Annotated in this window: 16 protein-coding genes and 3 tRNA genes; 3 read left to right on the top strand and 16 right to left on the bottom strand. The window is 34.5% G+C overall.

Translation table 11 applies throughout. The annotated features are described in order from the left end of the window. Positions 1-29 precede the first annotated feature (29 nt). The 6 genes from petA to AAE962_RS02240 form a co-directional block, all read right to left on the bottom strand. The gene (petA, locus tag AAE962_RS02265) at positions 30-629 is read right to left on the bottom strand and encodes a ubiquinol-cytochrome c reductase iron-sulfur subunit (protein WP_343289403.1); all 600 of its coding nucleotides are present in this window, start codon (positions 627-629) and stop codon (positions 30-32) included. A 94-nt stretch (positions 630-723) separates the two neighbouring features. Beyond that, complete coding sequence (gene gyrA, locus AAE962_RS02260; RefSeq protein WP_343289402.1) at positions 724-3,426, bottom strand: DNA gyrase subunit A; 2,703 nt, start codon at positions 3,424-3,426, stop codon at positions 724-726. A gap of 43 nt (positions 3,427-3,469) precedes the next feature. Further along, positions 3,470-3,542 (bottom strand) — tRNA-Val (locus tag AAE962_RS02255). A gap of 64 nt (positions 3,543-3,606) precedes the next feature. Further along, positions 3,607-4,473 (bottom strand): tetratricopeptide repeat protein, encoded by an 867-nt coding sequence (locus AAE962_RS02250; RefSeq protein WP_343289401.1) that lies wholly within the window; start codon positions 4,471-4,473, stop codon positions 3,607-3,609. A gap of 68 nt (positions 4,474-4,541) precedes the next feature. Next, the gene (locus AAE962_RS02245) at positions 4,542-4,940 is read right to left on the bottom strand and encodes a DUF1284 domain-containing protein (RefSeq protein WP_343289400.1); all 399 of its coding nucleotides are present in this window, start codon (positions 4,938-4,940) and stop codon (positions 4,542-4,544) included. Continuing rightward, a complete protein-coding gene (locus AAE962_RS02240) occupies positions 4,937-5,464 on the bottom strand; it encodes a biotin transporter BioY (RefSeq protein ID WP_343289399.1) in 528 nt (175 codons plus the stop codon). Before AAE962_RS02240 ends, AAE962_RS02245 begins: the two co-directional genes overlap by 4 nt. A gap of 96 nt (positions 5,465-5,560) precedes the next feature. On the opposite strand from AAE962_RS02240, the gene AAE962_RS02235 reads away from it, so the two are divergent. Beyond that, positions 5,561-6,133, top strand: coding sequence for a nitroreductase family protein (locus tag AAE962_RS02235; RefSeq protein WP_343289398.1), 573 nt, complete (start codon positions 5,561-5,563; stop codon positions 6,131-6,133). Here AAE962_RS02235 and AAE962_RS02230 read toward each other — a convergent pair. Next, a complete protein-coding gene (locus AAE962_RS02230; RefSeq protein ID WP_343289397.1) occupies positions 6,109-7,254 on the bottom strand; it encodes a glycoside hydrolase family 5 protein in 1,146 nt (381 codons plus the stop codon). The two genes, AAE962_RS02235 and AAE962_RS02230, sit on opposite strands and share 25 nt — an antisense overlap. A gap of 72 nt (positions 7,255-7,326) precedes the next feature. Here AAE962_RS02230 and dapF point away from each other — a divergent pair, with 72 nt between their 5' ends. After that, positions 7,327-8,121 carry a diaminopimelate epimerase gene (dapF, locus tag AAE962_RS02225; RefSeq protein WP_343289396.1) on the top strand — a complete coding sequence of 265 codons (795 nt, stop codon included), beginning with the start codon at positions 7,327-7,329 and terminating at the stop codon, positions 8,119-8,121. A 1-nt stretch (position 8,122) separates the two neighbouring features. Here dapF and sucD read toward each other — a convergent pair whose 3' ends face one another. The 9 genes from sucD to hemF all read right to left on the bottom strand — a co-directional run bounded on the left by sucD (position 8,123) and on the right by hemF (position 13,709). Further along, entirely contained in the window at positions 8,123-9,007 is an 885-nt protein-coding gene (gene sucD, locus AAE962_RS02220; RefSeq protein ID WP_343289395.1) for a succinate--CoA ligase subunit alpha, read from the bottom strand. 3 nt (positions 9,008-9,010) lie between these two features. Beyond that, on the bottom strand, positions 9,011-10,171 hold the full coding sequence (gene sucC, locus AAE962_RS02215; RefSeq protein WP_264336413.1) for an ADP-forming succinate--CoA ligase subunit beta: 1,161 nt from the start codon (positions 10,169-10,171) through the stop codon (positions 9,011-9,013). Between the two features lie 30 nt (positions 10,172-10,201). Further along, entirely contained in the window at positions 10,202-10,402 is a 201-nt protein-coding gene (gene rpsU, locus AAE962_RS02210; RefSeq protein WP_015588134.1) for a 30S ribosomal protein S21, read from the bottom strand. 198 nt (positions 10,403-10,600) lie between these two features. Next, a tRNA-Pro gene (locus tag AAE962_RS02205) sits at positions 10,601-10,674 on the bottom strand. A gap of 122 nt (positions 10,675-10,796) precedes the next feature. Next, positions 10,797-11,492, bottom strand: a complete 696-nt coding sequence (locus AAE962_RS02200; protein WP_343289394.1) for a 16S rRNA (uracil(1498)-N(3))-methyltransferase — start codon at positions 11,490-11,492, stop codon at positions 10,797-10,799. 32 nt (positions 11,493-11,524) lie between these two features. Next, positions 11,525-11,596 (bottom strand) — tRNA-Glu (locus AAE962_RS02195). 169 nt (positions 11,597-11,765) lie between these two features. Beyond that, positions 11,766-11,936: a hypothetical protein gene (locus AAE962_RS02190; protein ID WP_343289393.1), complete on the bottom strand. Its 171-nt coding sequence runs from the start codon at positions 11,934-11,936 to the stop codon at positions 11,766-11,768. A 122-nt stretch (positions 11,937-12,058) separates the two neighbouring features. Then, positions 12,059-12,802: a hypothetical protein gene (locus AAE962_RS02185; protein WP_343289392.1), complete on the bottom strand. Its 744-nt coding sequence runs from the start codon at positions 12,800-12,802 to the stop codon at positions 12,059-12,061. A gap of 82 nt (positions 12,803-12,884) precedes the next feature. Then, complete coding sequence (hemF, locus tag AAE962_RS02180) at positions 12,885-13,709, bottom strand: oxygen-dependent coproporphyrinogen oxidase (protein ID WP_343289391.1); 825 nt, start codon at positions 13,707-13,709, stop codon at positions 12,885-12,887. Between the two features lie 158 nt (positions 13,710-13,867). On the opposite strand from hemF, the gene AAE962_RS02175 reads away from it, so the two are divergent. Continuing rightward, positions 13,868-16,348, top strand: coding sequence for a response regulator (locus AAE962_RS02175; RefSeq protein ID WP_343289390.1), 2,481 nt, complete (start codon positions 13,868-13,870; stop codon positions 16,346-16,348). Positions 16,349-16,371 lie beyond the last annotated feature (23 nt).

Here is a 16,371-nt window from a genome sequence, read left to right as displayed (position 1 = left end):
ACTTTCGTTACTTTAATTATGAAAATCCGTTAAGCCTTCTTGCCAATTATTACAATATTTTCACTTGGAAAAAAGTAGTCAGGTATAGCCATGTTTTTTGGTGCAGGACCGCCAATTACTCGGCCTGATGTGTCATAATATGAACCGTGACAAGGGCAGAACCAACCGTTGCCGTCTTTTGTAGCGTGATCAACTGGTACACATCCAAGGTGGGTGCATATTCCAATCATAATTAACCATTCATCTTTCCCTTTGTATACTCTTTTTTCATCTGATTCAGGATCTCTCAAATTTTCTGCATTTATGGCTCTTGCAGCCTCAATCTCTTGTTTCGTACGTCTGCGAATAAATACTGGCTTACCTTGCCATTTTACCTTTTTTCCTTGTCCTTCTTGAATGTGAGATAGATTAACCTCAACCGTAGACATTGCTAAAACCTCAGCAGAAGGATTCATAGACTTAACTAGCGGCCAAAAAACGCTTGCAGCTCCTATACCTGCCATGGTGCATGTAGTTAATGTTATAAAATCTCTTCTACTCTTATTTTGAGTAAGATCCTTAATAAGAGATGTTTTTTTATTCTTCTCATTTGTCAACGATTTTTTATTTTTAGTTAATTTCTTATCCATTAATCTCTACTTGACCATAGATATATATTTTAATTTAAATACTATAGATTAATCAACAGAAATTTGCACTTTTTGCTTAGCCTTTGCTATACAGTTAAGAAGGAACAGAGTTTTCAATTTCGGAAATACTATCTTCAGTGGAATTAGGATCCTCAATTTTCGCTACTGAAACCACCTTTTCTCTACTCTCTGTTTTAAACAGAGTGACTCCTTGAGTGCTACGTCCTGCAATTCTGATATCATTTACTGAAATACGAATTAACTTTCCTTTATCTGTAATAAGCATGATATTATCACCCTGCTCAACTGGAAAGCTAGCAACAACATTACCGTTTCTGTTGGTAGTAAGGATATTTGTAATACCAACACCACCTCTATTTGTTACCCTATACTCGTACGCAGAAGTTCTTTTACCAAAGCCATTTTCAGTAATAGTTAATATGAACTCCTCATTCATTGCAAGTTTTAAGAATAGTTCGTTATCTATTCCTAAATCATTCAAAGTTTTTTCTAACTTAGAGTCAATCGAGTTATTAGCTGCAGCTTCCAGCCTTTTTGTAAGCAGAACTTTCAGGTAAAGTTCTTTTTTTTCTGTTGTGACATCTATACCATTTAGTATGGTCATGGATATCACGCTGTCATTTTTTACAAGTTTGATACCTCTTACACCATCTGAATTGCGACTTTTAAATTGACGCACATCGCTTACAACAAATCTGATGCTTTTTCCAAGCGTTGTTGAAAGTAGAACGTGATCAATTTCGCTACACACTTTAACTGACACTAATTTATCCCCTTCGTCGAGCTTTATTGCTATTTTTCCATTGCTTGGAATATAGTGAAAATCCGCTAAAGAGTTACGCCTTATGTTCCCATAAGCAGTGGCAAAAACTATATTTTGATTTTCGTCATTCTCACTTGGAAGTGGCATGATGTTAGTTATAGTTTCACCATCGCTAAGCGGAAATATATTAACAAGAGCTCTGCCACGTGCACTTGGCTCTGCAAGAGGCAATTTATAAACTTTTAATCTGTAAACTCGGCCAATATTAGAAAAGAATAAGAGGCTAGTATGAGTATTCCCAACAAATAATTTTGTGATTACGTCCTCCTCTTTTAATTCCTGTCCTAACTTTCCTTTCCCACCACGATGCTGAGTTCTATAGTGAGAAAGCTTCACACGTTTGATGTAACCATTCATAGTTACGGTCACCACCATATCCTCCTGTGGAATTAGATCTTCAGCCTCAATGTCCATATCTGATTCTTCTATTGCAGTTTTTCTTGGTACGGCAAATCTATTCTTTATTTCTTGTAGATTGTTTTTTATTTCTTTCATCAACTTCTCTCCTGAGCAAAGAAAAGCGATATATTCTTTTATCAGGTTGATCATTGAACTTAGCTCAGCTTCTAATTTGTCTTTTTCAAGGCCTGTTAAACGTTGCAATTTCATGTCAAGAATAGCTTTCGTTTGCAGCTCAGTTAATCTATACACTCCGTCTTTCAAAAAGCTCGTGCTATCTGAGATTAATCCAATAATTGTGTTTATCTCAGCTGAAGTTTTCCATTCTTTATTTAAAAGTTCTCTACTTGCTTCTGCAGGATCTTCTGCACCACGGATGATTTTTATCACTTCATCTATGCTGAGGACCGCAATGTAGAGACCTATATATATATGAGCTTTTTCTCTCGTTTTTCTTAGACGAAACTCTGTTCTTCTGATTAGTACTTCTTTTCTAAAATCAATAAAAGCAGCTATGATTTCTTTTAATGACATCAAAGCAGGCCTGTTGTTGTTGAGGACTAAAGTGTTAACACTAAAACTACTTCTTAGTGGAGTAAGTCCTAGTATTTGATTCAATATAAAATCTGCTTCAGCATTTCTTCTGAGATCAATTACTACTCTAATACCAGACTTATCAGATTCATCCCTAATTTCTGTTATGCCATCAATTCTTTTTTCTTTTACAAGCTCACTTATTTTCTCAATTAATTTTACTTTATTTACTTGATAAGGTATTTCATCAATAACTATTGCCTGTCTATCTTGTGGCAGATTTTCTATATGGGTTTTACCCTGCACAACAATCGAACCTCGTCCGGTGGCAAACGCTGATCTTATCCCAGATTTGCCGAGAATCGTTCCCCCAGTTGGGAAATCCGGTCCTGGCATCACTTCAAGTAACTCATCCAAAGTAACTTCAGGATTATCTATATATAACATACAAGCATCTATTATTTCTCCAAGGTTGTGAGAAGGAATATTGGTTGCCATACCAACTGCAACACCACTTGCACCATTTACCAATAGATTCGGAAATTCTGCCGGCAATACGACAGGCTCCGTTTCATTGCCGTCGTAGTTTGCCCTAAAATCAACTGTATCTTCATCAATATCATTTAGTAAAAAATGCGACACTCTGTGGAGCCTTGCTTCTGTATATCGCATTGAAGCTGGCGGATCTCCATCTATCGAACCAAAATTACCTTGCCCATCAACAAGTGGTAAAAGAAGAGAAAAATCTTGAGCCATCCTGACCAAAGAGTCATAGATAGCTGCGTCACCATGTGGGTGATATTTTCCCATTACGTCCCCAACTATACGAGCTGCCTTTTTATATGGCTTACCTGCATCGAACCCAGCTCTTGACATTGCATATAATATGCGCCTATGTACAGGTTTAAATCCATCTCGCACGTCAGGTATAGCTCGGCTTATGATTACACTCATTGCGTAGGAGAGATAAGAATCTTCTATCTCTTTTACTATCGAAACTGGTACTATATTGTCTTGCATTTTCTATACTTTGATTGAAGGTATTAACATTTAGTTAGACAAATGGGCAATGACAGACTTGAACTGCCGACCTCCTCGGTGTAAACGAGATGCTCTACCAGCTGAGCTAATTGCCCCTCTAGATATAATTCTAGAGTTCAATGTTGTTGTTGTAAACAAAAATAGCGATACAAGTAGCTCTTATGGAATCGCTGGGTGCGCACTATGAAGTTGTATAAATTTTAGTCTTGCTGCTACCTTGTATAAAGGTATTCTTTCACTTGCATTTTTTGACATGTTCAACAACTTTGAATAAAATGCTGTAGCATTTTTAAAATCTGAGAGCTTATCTAGAATAACAGCTAAATTATAGGTATAAAAAATATTGTTTTGATCTAAAGAAATTGCTGCTTTCATGTATTCTTTAGCTTTTACGTAATCGTCTTTTTTCATATAGATCAAACCTAAATTTGCTGATAAAGGGGCGCAATTTCTTCGTATATAATACAATTTCAACATTTCACTCAATGCCAAATCAGGATCATATTGTGAGATTATCGTCAGAAAATTCTTTAATACATAAGGGTTGCTAGGATATTCTTTTAACAGTCTTGTGTAAATCTCTACAGCTTTTTTAAATTCTTTGTTAGCGTAATAGATATTCCCTAGTCCAATTAAAGCACTTTCATGATAAGGAAATTTTGCAATAATCTGATTGAGGAGAGAAGTAGCTGTTTCACTATCTCCTAACTCAAAGGAGTCTTTTGATTTTTTTAAAACAGAGTATATATCAAAATTCTTGCCAGAATTTTGTGAAATTTTGATATTAAATTTGTCACTTTTTCTCTCGATAACATCAAGATCTTTATATTTTTTATCAGCTTTTATATGCTTGAAAACACTATCAAAGACCTTCTGTATCTCCAAATTTTCACTAGCATAGGTAACAGAAGACCTCCATAAAATCACAACGCAAATTAACATGCAGACAAACATAGATCCTAGTGTTGTGGCATTGGCTGCAGCGCGTAACCAGTAAATCTTATTTCTTTGAACTATACGCAACACATTACAAATTCATAAATGCTACATTACTTATCTAATATAATAATAAAGATATTATTAATTGGCAGATACTATTTAGAATGAGTTAAAAGAGCACTTCTACACATTCCATATGGTTGCCAATTACACTCCTCACATGCGTAGTCAAATTTCTCTAAAGACATTTTCTTTCTAATTCTTTTTACTGCTTCATTCCAGGTTAAAATCTCTCCTATTTTCATTCCTAAAATTTCCATATGCCTTCTATCTAGCTCTAAAACTTTAGCTTGTGTGGTACATTTAACTTGTTTAGTCTGGTTTGGGCAAACACTGCAAATAGTGTCAAGATTATCAACTACTTCGATTTTAGTATTAGGATCATTAATTACTTTACTTGCTATCTTTTTGTAATTTTCTACAAAACCCTGAGAATACCCATATCCTTGAAATGTAAGAGTGCACATGAAATGATGAGGACGAAATTTTATCATTTTTTCAAATATTGCAAAGCTGCTACAAGTAGAAAAATTTTTACCAAACCAGGAAGGATAAATGGTAAAATACCTACCATTATTGCTCGTTCCAGACCAAAGTAAACAGAAAGCCAACTAACACCACAAATAAAGATTACAGCTGTACCGGCCAGACAACTTAAAGAATTACACACAAATGATTTATATTTAGAGTTCAGTAATTCATTTACTTTGTTCATTACCATAACAGCAGCTAAACAGCCAATTAAATATCCACCTGTTGGTCCAAGAAAAATGTGATAACTACTAGAAAAATTCGCAAAAACAGGAAATCCTGCTGCACCAAGTGATAGATATGTAAGCACAGAATAGAATGCTGTTCTGCGGTTAAATTTAAGCCCAATGAGCATTACTCCTAAAGTTTGCAATGTGATAGGCACAGGCTGCAACGGTACGCTTATTTGAGCCATCAAGAATAAAAGTAAAACGCAAGACAATATTTCAACCAGTGTTGACCTACTGCTTGATTGTGTTATAAACATATCTTCCCAATAGAAATAACTTACTAAATGTAATATATGTGTATAAGAGGTTTTGCAATTTAAATTTTGCTCATATTGCGCTACAATGAATTATTTATGCACTATTTAAAAATGATGAGTAAACAAGATCTATTATCGTTGATGAAAGCAAGACACAGTGGACGTTCATACGATCCTACAAAAGCAATATCTCAAAAAGAAATGGATATTTTAATAGAAGCTGTAAGGCTAACACCCTCGTGTTTTGGTGATGAACCTTGGCGATATGTGATATGCAACAAACAGAACAATCAAAGCGCATGGAAAAAATTGTTCGATTGCCTTGATAAATCTAATCAAAAGTGGGCAAAAGATGCACAAGTGTTAATCATATCTTTAAGTGCTAAAAACTTCCGAAAGCAAGACAAAGGGGGAAATTTTTGGGCTAAGCATGATACTGGTGCAGCAAATTACGCACTTATGCTACAGGCTACAGCTATAGGCTTAATGGCTCATCAGATGGGCGGATTTGACAAAGACAAAATAATAGAGAGGTTTAATGTACCTGATGATTTTAATGTAATGTCAGTGATAGCGGTTGGTTACGAGGAAGAAGGTGCCGAAGTTAAAGAAAAGAAGAGAAAGCCAATAGAAGAAATATTTTTTTATGACGAATGGCCAGCGAGCTGACTTGACCATTCTTTTTTTAATATCTTAAAAATTGGATTATCTGGCAAATAATTTTTTTTCATCCTACCCTCTTCAATTGCTTGCCAATCTTTCCATGAAAGCTTTTTACTTCCCAATTCATAATCCATTCCATCCCACATATCTTCTCGAAAGCCATAAACAGCAAAGTGCCAATTATATTCATTAAAAATAGAAGTAAGATCTCGAAAATAGTGCTCTAATCCTTTTGAACAGCGATGTCCGCCAAACTCTCCAGCAAGGATCTGATAATCTGGTATATTATACTTCTCTTGGAAAATTTTTATAGGTTCTATATATAATTTTAACTTATCTTTATTCCAATACTCTACTTTTTTTCCATCAAAAGATTGAACATGTCCAGGATAGGCAAAGTTATCCTGGTTTAATTTTAAATTTGTATAAGCAAAGGGCTCATACATGTGAAAAGAATAAAGAATATTAGAATCATCAACTGGTTTGAATTTATCAAAAGTATTAGAGTCAGCATAACTGCTGCTATCAAGTATTATTGGGGTCTCTGAGTCAACTTGGCGGACACTGTTTACCACGCTGCTATAAAAGCCAAATAGATTCTTCTGAACTTTGCTTTGTTCTACGTTATAAATAGCCGAATCTGCAGTATTATAAAGCCTTTCTGGATGTGGTTCATTTAAGATATTATATCCAACAATAGCAGGATGATCTTTAAGCTCTTTCGCAAGATCTTGCCAAAATTTTGCTGCTTGTTTTTGAAAAGCTTGATCTGACCATAAACGTAAATCATCTTTATCGTTATTATTTTGCTTCCATCTAGATCCAGGTAAGCTAATCATCGTTAACACTACTGGTATTTTTTGTTGATGAAAAGCATCTAAAACATCTTTCAGAACTTTCAGGTCTTTGGGAATTGGGCCCTGATAACTGTCTGCATTACCTAAGAGGAAGTCACGTTGCGTAGTTTCAAATTTGTCAGGAGCAAGACGAATAAAACCAATTTTGTATTCCTTTGCTGCTTTGATTAAGTCACTATCAACTTTTCTATTGAAAACATTTGCTCCCTTTCTAACTCCAGTTTGCCAAAAGAGCATTTTGCTGTTCTCCTGTATTGACTTAGCACTCACATTACAGAAAACTATAGAATACAAAACAGCTGTAATTAGAAGAAAAATTTTCACTTATATAATTTTGCTATAATGGTAAGTAACCTAACAGACAAGATCCAGTTTGTAAAGATGCACGGTACTGGCAATAGTTTTGTTATCATAGACTCACGTTCAGCAAAGAATTTAGACTGGAATTATAGACGAATTGCTGATCAAGGCAGTTGTGATCAAGTGATAATTATAACAATGTCTAATGCTGCAAACTGCTTTATGCATATCTATAATGCTGACGGTAGTCGAGCTGAAATGTGTGGAAACGCAGCACGCTGTGTTGGATATTTGATAATGTTAGAAAAAGGTACTGAATATATCACTATTGAGCTGATAAATAATCGTATCTTAGAATGTTTTAAAGTAGGTGATAAATCAATAAAGGTCAATATGGGTAAACCACTGCTTAAATGGAATGAAATTCCTCTTTCTTGTGAATGCGATCCCCTTTATCTACCTATAGAGGTTGAAATGCTGAAAGAGCCAGTTGCAGTAAATATTGGTAACCCTCATATAGTTTTTTTTGTTGATAACATAAGCGAAATACCATTGCAGAATTTAGGACCAAAGCTAGAAAATCAAGAATTATTTCCTCAGAAAACAAATGTTAGTATTGCAAAAATAGAAAAATCTGGAGAAATAAACTTAAGAGTTTGGGAAAGAGGAACAGGTATTACTGCTTCATGTGGTAGTGCAGCTTGTGCGGCATTTGTTGCATCTGTACTTCGTAAGTGTTTGGCTACTAAACAAACTTCAGTAAATTTACCAGGAGGTAAGTTACTGATTGAGTGGTCAGGAAATATATTTATGACTGGCGATATAGGATTTTTATGATCTAGGACAAGCACCGACTCATTACTTCCAAAACTTTTTTACCAATCACCGCAGGAGTTTCTGCAATTGCAATTCCAGCACTCTTCATAACTTCTAACTTCGCACCAGCACTTCCTCCACTTGAAGAAATAATAGCTCCAGCGTGTCCCATACGTCTTCCTGGAGGTGCTGTTTGGCCTGCTACAAATCCAATAATTGGTTTTTTAGTTTTTTCCGCCTTTATAAAATGTGATATATCTTCTTCTTCGTTTCCACCTATTTCACCAATAACTACAATACCATGAGTATCGTCATCTTTTAAAAAGAGCTCCATACAGTCAACAAACGTCATGCCATGAACAGGATCGCCTCCAATTCCTATACATGTTGACTGACCAAGACCAACAGCGGTTGTTTGTGCTACCGCTTCATAAGTTAAAGTTCCAGAGCGAGACATAATTCCTATATGTCCACGTTTGTGAATATGTCCTGGCATAATTCCTATTTTGCATTCTTCGGGTGTAATAACCCCTGGACAGTTTGGGCCAATCAATCGACTGTTTGAACCAGCGAGAGCGTGCTTTACCTTTACCATGTCAAGTATAGGAATGCCCTCTGTGATGCAAACTATTAATTCTATCTCTGCATCTATTGACTCAAGTATTGCATCAGCTGCAAATTTAGCAGGTACATATATTACCGTAGCATTCGCATCAGTTTTTTCTCTAGCTTCTGCTACAGTATTAAAAACTGGTAAATTAAGGTGAGTGCTATCACCCTTTCCAGGAGTTACACCGCCAACCATTTTCGTTCCGTAGTCAGTAGCTTGTTCTGAATGAAATGTACCTTGTGCACCAGTAAAGCCCTGGCATATTAATCTTGTATCTTTATTTACTAAAACAGACATACTCTACTTCACCTCTTGTACTATTTTCTGTGCAGCCTCGTCAAGTTCGTCTGCAGCAATAATATTTAGCCCTGACTCTTCTAAAATTCTTTTTCCTTCTTTAAAGTTAGTGCCTGATAATCTAACCACTAAAGGGACCTTAATATCTATTTCTTTTGCAGCTTCAACTATTCCATTTGCAATAATATCACAACGCATTATACCGCCAAATATATTAACCAAAATTCCTTGTACATTACTATCAGATAATATAATTTTAAATGCTTCAGTGACAGTTTCCTTACTTGCTCCACCACCAACATCTAGAAAGTTAGCAGGCTCTGCTCCATAGTACTTTATTATATCCATTGTTGCCATAGCAAGACCTGCACCGTTCACCATGCAACCAATATTGCCATCCATTTTGATGTAACTAAGTCCATGTTTTGAAGCTTCTATCTCTTCTTTAACTTCTTCATCATAGTCACGAAGCTGCACGATTTCTGGATGACGATATAAAGCGTTGTCATCAAAATTAATTTTAGCATCAAGTGCAACAAAATCCCCAGAATTTGTTTCAACTAGTGGGTTAATTTCTATTTGGCTTGCATCAGTTGTAATAAACGCATCATATATATTTTTTGCAATATTTGTTATTCTTTCTATTTGTTCTGAATTCAAATTAAAATTATTGGCAAGTTTACTGTTATCAAGATTTGTAAAACCAGTAGCAGGGTCAATATCAAATTTCACAATTTTTGTAGGAGAATTTTTTGCCACTTCTTCAATATCCATCCCACCTTCTGAAGAAAATATAAATACTAGCCTACTAAGCTTTGGATCGACTACTAGACTTAAATAGTACTCTTTTTTAATGCTTGAACCTTCTTCAATGTATACTTTCTTTACCTGCTGTCCGCTTGACCCTGTTTGATGAGTAACTAAAGTTATGCCAAGCATGTCCTTTACAAGTTGTTGAGCTTCTTTAGTTGACTTTGCCAGCTTTACGCCACCAGCCTTACCCCTACCACCTGCATGAATCTGAGCTTTAACCACAAACACGTCAGATTTTAGTTGATTTATTTGAGTTTCTACTTCTTCTGCAGATGTAACAACAAAACCCTTTGGTACTGGGACATTAAACTTGTGTAAAATTTCCTTTGCTTGATATTCGTGAATATTCATAAGATAACTAATTATTAACCTTAGTAAAAACTACCAACCATAACGCTGTCTTCTGCATTCTTGCTGATATCTCTTTTTCCTTGCTTCAGCTTTTTTTTTAGCTGTTTTCTCTGATTTCTTTTCGTGATATTTTTTTTTCATTTTGAGCCCTCTTCCTTCCTTTTGAATTATTTTTTTCAACACTGGAAGAGCTCTATCTACATCACCATAATGGACTGATACTTCAATCAAACTCTATACCTCCTTCGGTAATCACTTCAAAATCCATTTATAAATTAGAAAATTAACATTGTCAATTATTTTATAAACTTGAGCGATAGAATATGATATGCAGTGATTTATATGAAAAAAGCTTCATTCTGCTGTCAATCATTTACTTGCTGATAAAAATTGCTCTTAGGTTACAGTGCTCTTGTAATTTTTCTAATCTCGGGGCGGAGAGATTTGAACTCCCGACCCTTTGGTCCCAAACCAAATGCGCTACCAGGCTGCGCTACGCCCCGACTTCTTTACTAAGAGTATCGATAGTTCGGAAAAATGCAAGTTTCATTTATTTCTTTTAGGAAAAATATAATGCAGATTTCTTTATATAGAGTGTCAAGTTGCACTAGCCATATTAAAAAATCTAGCTATACCAATTGGTGAAGGTTAATGCAGCAACTACAGCAGTATCAACTCTCAAAATTCTTTTTCCTAGACTCAGTTTCTGACAAAATTTATTGGCAGAATCAAGTTCGCAAGATGAAAAACCACCTTCGGGGCCAACAATAATAGCAACGTTTTTCTTGCCTTTTAGAACTTTGTTAGGAGGTTTTCCTTCACCTGTTTCATCACACAAAACAAAATTTTTATTCTGAGAATCGGGTAATTCATAAAAATCAATGGGAAGCAAAATCTCTGGTATACTTATCCTACCAGATTGTTCCGCAGCTTCAATTGCCTGTAATTTCGATCTACTTAGGTTAATGTTTTTTACTACTGTACGTTGTGTTGAAATAAATTGAATGCAGGTTACTCCCATTTCAGTTGCTTGTCTTACTATGTTGCTTAAGGCGCCGCTTTTTACCAGAGCACAATACAAATATAGATTTTTTTCATGTTGTTGTTGTTTAGTGCGTTCTTTTATTATAATTTTTGTCGATTTACTTGATATATTCACTACTTCTCCTAACCATTCTCCATCCTTTCCATTAAAAAGATAGATGTTATCATGCTTCTTAAGCCGCATTACATTGTAAATATAGTGACTTTGTCGTGGATGAAGCGCCAAACTTACATTTTGTGATAAAGCTTCTTCAACATAAAGCCTAATTTTTTTCATTCAAAACTTTAGTTATTTGCATTCTGTTTGAGTGACTCTTACGGGATTTGAACCCGTGTTACCACCGTGAAAGGGTGGTGTCCTAACCACTAGACGAAAGAGTCGACTTTGATCTAACTGAGTTATATCGATTATACATATAAAGTCAATTCAATTATTTTGAATCACACAGTTAGAGTGATATATCAGTGATTTTATATCGACATCCTCCTATTACCCCATGTTCAATGCTTACTGAACCTATCTCAGATTTAGGAGCTTTAGATCCTAATTCTAATTTTGTTCAACTTTTGTATCTGAATCATAGCCAGAATCGTATCCAGAATCTCTACGCTCAAAATTTTGCCTTATTTCTTTTACGTTAAAGCCAGCCTTGGTCTTGATTTGCTGACTCGCTCGCTTATTAGCACTTTGCTCATTTAGTTTTACTTGCAAATTATTCACTTTATCCTGCACTAATCCATTATAAGTCCCAGAATTATCTTTTATATGTTTTGCTTGTCTTTCTGATCTCTTTTTCGATAAATCTACCTTAGCATAAATAGGCTCTGGTTGCTCTTTATGATTTAAGCTAGTGGGCTTTTTTGCTCTGAGAAATCATCTACATCTTCATAAATAGGTTCTCCTGATATACTAGAACAACCACTATCTTTCAATGATAAATTTTCAGTAGATCTTTTATGCAAATCATATACTTCAGCATAAATGGATTCTTCCGATACGCTCAACTCTTCTAATGAGTTAATAACCTTAGCGTAATATACCTCATCATAAATGGGCTCTTTTAAAAGTAAAATATCATCATGCTCAAAAATTCTAGGAGGTTTTTTAGGTGAGTTGGCCTTAAATTTTAGCTCTACTTCCTCTTTAAGCTTGTCACAACTTTCCGTTTGTTTCAAAATCTCCAATATTTCTTTTCTTTCTTTTTTTATTAGCTCACCAAGCACTAAACAACATTTTTCTTTACGATCTTTGAGACTGTCCTTATCTCCGTACTGCATAGCTTCTGATGATCTTTTGTATTGAAGGATTACATTTCCTATACTATTATTTATTTCACTAATATTTGCTCCAGCACTAATAAGTAACGTCATTACATTATGATCAAGATTTGTTACTGCATACTCTAAAGCTCGATTTAAAGTTTGATCATTATTCAAGTCAAATGACCCCTTGTTCCTAAAAGGATTAATTCTAGAAAAGAGTTTTTCAAAGCTGTTTACTATATTATGAAGACTTAAAGCTAGCCTCACGCCTCTTATATTGCTATTTCTAGCGGATTTAATTAAAAAACTATCTACTATACCCATGATTGTACCCCTCTATACAAAAGCTCACCATTGTGGTACAATTTTAAACTATAACGATTTATTTTATATTAATAACCGCTTTTCACACCCACTTAACAAGAGGCGGCATCGACATCATAATTGCATCGGGGTTACCATTAGTCATTAAACCAAACCTTGTACCACGATCATAAAGAAGATTGAACTCCACATATCTGCCACGTTTTATCAATTGTTCTTCTCGTTGTTCTTTTGTCCAAGATTTTTGCATATGTTTGTGTATGATGTGTAAGTAAATTTCTAAAAATGCTTCACCTACTGCTTTTGTGAACTCAAAATCATTTTTCCAGTTGCCAGAAGTTAGATTGTCATAAAAAATTCCACCAATACCACGCGGCTCTTTTCTATGTTGTAAAAAAAAGTAATCATCACATTGCTTTTTAAATTTCGGATAATATTCGATGTTGAACTCATCGCAAGTTGCTTTAATTGATTCGTGAATATACTTGCAATCTCGCTCATCTTTATAAATTGGAGTAAAGTCCATTCCTCCACCAAACCATTGTTTTGAGGTATATATCAGCCTTGTGTTCATATGTGCTGCAGGGATAAGGGGAGATTGCATGTGAGACACTAAAGATATACCGCTTGCCCAAAACTCTCCATTGCTTTCACTTGCACCAGGAATTTCATTAATGGCTGAGTCTGCAAGCTTTCCGTATACTCTTGAAACGTTTACTCCAACTTTTTCAAAAATATTACCAAAGATAATTGTAGATTCACCACTTCCTCCACCTGGTCGGTTCCACTTTCTTTTTTCGATTTTTGGTTCTGTGAATGACTGCACCTCAATTGATAAGAAAGATTCGGTGATCTTGTTTCTCAGTGCGCAGAACCATTTAAATGCTTGTATTTTTTGTTCTTCCATAATGCCTTCTGTTGGCTATTAATATTATTGTACTCTATATTTACAGGACTTAATTAGATTGGGATAGTCACTACCCATCAAGGATGTTAATAAATCTATAATAATTAAATCAATATAGTAGAATATTTTTATATGTGCAAGGATGCCAAGCAATAATAATGAATAAAAGATACATAGATAACAAAAAAGAGAACAGAGTTGACTTCATACTAAGAAATTATGGGATGTCAATTATTGTGATGGCAGTCATTATGTTCTTACCTCCAATAGCAATATCAGTACTCTATTTTTCTAATGTATATAGTCAGCATGTTAATATAGAGATTAATTTATTAATTAGCACTCTCATGACTCTCTTTGTGGTATATAATATAAAACGTTACAAGCATCTACTTAATATCATAGAGTTTCAAAATGCAATATTTGCAAATGCGCTGAATCATAATACAGAGTTTTGTCTCATTTTACATAAAGATGAGGGTATTATTTATGCTGATGCTAGATTCTACGAAAGGTTTAAAGATCACATAAACGATGATGTTACGCTAGATAAAATTCTTGAAGCAGGAGATGTTTCAGAAAAAGACAGAAAATCACTCTATCATGCGTTAAGAAATAACACTTCTGTACAAGTATGCATTTCCTTAAGCAAGAAGAGTAGAGTATCTAATTTTCTTTTGCTCTTTGAACCAATACCGGATAATCCACAAATTGCTATAAATAGTAATAAGACTTTAAATTTATCATTAGCCCCAATAGCAAGACCGAATGGGTATTTTGTACTGAAGGCAACACAGGTAAACAAAGAGCAGGTATATGAAGAGTTGATAGAGAAACACAATATAGCAACTTACGTTGCAAATACAAAAGGAGGTATCTTATCTGTAAATAAAAGATTTTTAGACATGTTTGAACTAAAAAAATTGGAAAAAGGTAGCTCAATCAATGATTTTATATCTCAATCGAAGTATGACGATACAATAACCAAAAATGAAATTATGTTTTTTACTATAAGCGGTGCTCCATTTAAGGCTTATATGAGTACTGCTACATTTTGTGATAAATATAATCATAGCTATATACACGGCTTTATAACACCAACTGAATCAAATATTGTTGATTATCAACTACACCCTTGTTTTACAAATTCGTCAATTGCTATTGCACAATGCGACATAAATGGCAATTTTATAAAGAAAAATATAGCATTAGTAAAACTTGCGGGGTCAAATAATGGTTCTATCTTTTTATTGATATCAGATGGTTATCATATGAAAGTGCGTGAATATTTTTCAAGTAATAGGATAAATAATGCGTCCTTTGATGTGCAGCTCAATGGCGGTAATAACATGAAAATATATTTTAATAAGTTTCTTCATAATAAAGTGATGTTCATACTTTGTTATTTTATTGATAATACTGAACGTAAAAAACTAGAGATAAAACTTGAGCATTATCAAAAGGTGCAAGCTATAGGGCAGTTAGCAGGTGGTATTGCACATGATTTCAATAATATATTAACCGGAATAATAGGATTTTGTGATTTGCTTTTACTCCAGCACTCAGCTAGCGATCCATCTTTTGGAGATATAATACAGATACAGCAAAATGCAAAACGTGGGTCAAATTTGGTAAGACAACTGCTTGCTTTTTCAAGAAGACAGACTTTGCAGCCAAAGATTATTAATGTAAATGGTACGATAGCTAATCTTTATGAAATGATCAAAAGATTAATAGGTGAAAATATAAAATTTAATATTTATTATGGTAGCGATTTGGGTGCTGTTAGGGCTGACCAAGGACAATTAGAGCAAGTGATGCTTAACTTAGCAGTTAATGCTGGTGCTGCTATGGAAAAGGGGGGAGAGTTAACTATACGAACCTTTAATCAAAAGGTTGATTCATTAAATTCTACACCTCAAGATATGTTTTCTCCAGATAAGGAAACGATTGAACATGGGAATTATGTTGTGATTGAAGTGATTGATACTGGATGTGGAATGACGAGTGATATAATTGAAAAGGCATTTGATCCATTTTTTTCTACCAAAGATATTACTTCTGGTACAGGTCTTGGCCTCTCTACTGTATATGGCATTATTAAACAAACCGAAGGATACATCTATGTTGCTAGCAAAGTGAATCATGGAACTAAATTTAGCATATTTTTGCCCATAGTTTACATATCGGATGAAAATGATAAAGAGGAAGATAGTCAAGAAACAGAGAAACCGGTAGAGATTAAAGGTAATGGTATAATTTTATTAATTGAAGATGAAGATTCAGTAAGGGAATTTACTGCTAAGGCTCTTACAAGAAAAGGATTTAATGTAATAGAAGCGAGTATAGGAAGCGAGGCACTAGAGATCATTAGAAAAAAAAATCAACACATAGATCTAATAATCACTGATGTAATCATGCCAGAGGTGAGTGGTCCAGAAATAGTTAAAGAAACATTGATACATAGGCCAAACATCAAAGTTATTTTTATTTCTGGGTATGCAGAGGATGCTTTTTTAAAGAGCGATGAAATCAATATAGAAGACTTCCATTTTTTACCCAAACCATTTACTCTGAATGAGTTAGGAAATAAGGTTCAAAGTGTGTTACACAATACAAAAAAAGGCAGTTTACTTTGAGCATGATTGGCAACAAAAAAATT

It is taken from the genome of Wolbachia endosymbiont of Encarsia formosa (genome assembly GCF_039540065.1).
GTDB lineage: Bacteria > Pseudomonadota > Alphaproteobacteria > Rickettsiales > Anaplasmataceae > Wolbachia.
This window is presented reverse-complemented; position numbering and strand designations above follow the sequence as displayed.

Excerpts from the sequence above, each read along its gene's own strand:
- sucC (WP_264336413.1), bottom strand. The coding sequence starts at position 10,171 with ATGAATATTCACGAATATCAAGCAAAGGAAATTTTACACAAGTTTAAT.
- dapF (WP_343289396.1), top strand. The coding sequence starts at position 7,327 with ATGGTAAGTAACCTAACAGACAAGATCCAGTTTGTAAAGATGCACGGT.
- hemF (WP_343289391.1), bottom strand. The coding sequence starts at position 13,709 with ATGGAAGAACAAAAAATACAAGCATTTAAATGGTTCTGCGCACTGAGA.
- gyrA (WP_343289402.1), bottom strand. The coding sequence starts at position 3,426 with ATGCAAGACAATATAGTACCAGTTTCGATAGTAAAAGAGATAGAAGAT.
- AAE962_RS02240 (WP_343289399.1), bottom strand. The coding sequence starts at position 5,464 with ATGTTTATAACACAATCAAGCAGTAGGTCAACACTGGTTGAAATATTG.
- AAE962_RS02175 (WP_343289390.1), top strand. The coding sequence starts at position 13,868 with ATGAATAAAAGATACATAGATAACAAAAAAGAGAACAGAGTTGACTTC.
- AAE962_RS02245 (WP_343289400.1), bottom strand. The coding sequence starts at position 4,940 with ATGATAAAATTTCGTCCTCATCATTTCATGTGCACTCTTACATTTCAA.
- AAE962_RS02235 (WP_343289398.1), top strand. The coding sequence starts at position 5,561 with ATGCACTATTTAAAAATGATGAGTAAACAAGATCTATTATCGTTGATG.
- AAE962_RS02185 (WP_343289392.1), bottom strand. The coding sequence starts at position 12,802 with ATGGGTATAGTAGATAGTTTTTTAATTAAATCCGCTAGAAATAGCAAT.
- sucD (WP_343289395.1), bottom strand. The coding sequence starts at position 9,007 with ATGTCTGTTTTAGTAAATAAAGATACAAGATTAATATGCCAGGGCTTT.
- petA (WP_343289403.1), bottom strand. The coding sequence starts at position 629 with ATGGATAAGAAATTAACTAAAAATAAAAAATCGTTGACAAATGAGAAG.
- AAE962_RS02200 (WP_343289394.1), bottom strand. The coding sequence starts at position 11,492 with ATGAAAAAAATTAGGCTTTATGTTGAAGAAGCTTTATCACAAAATGTA.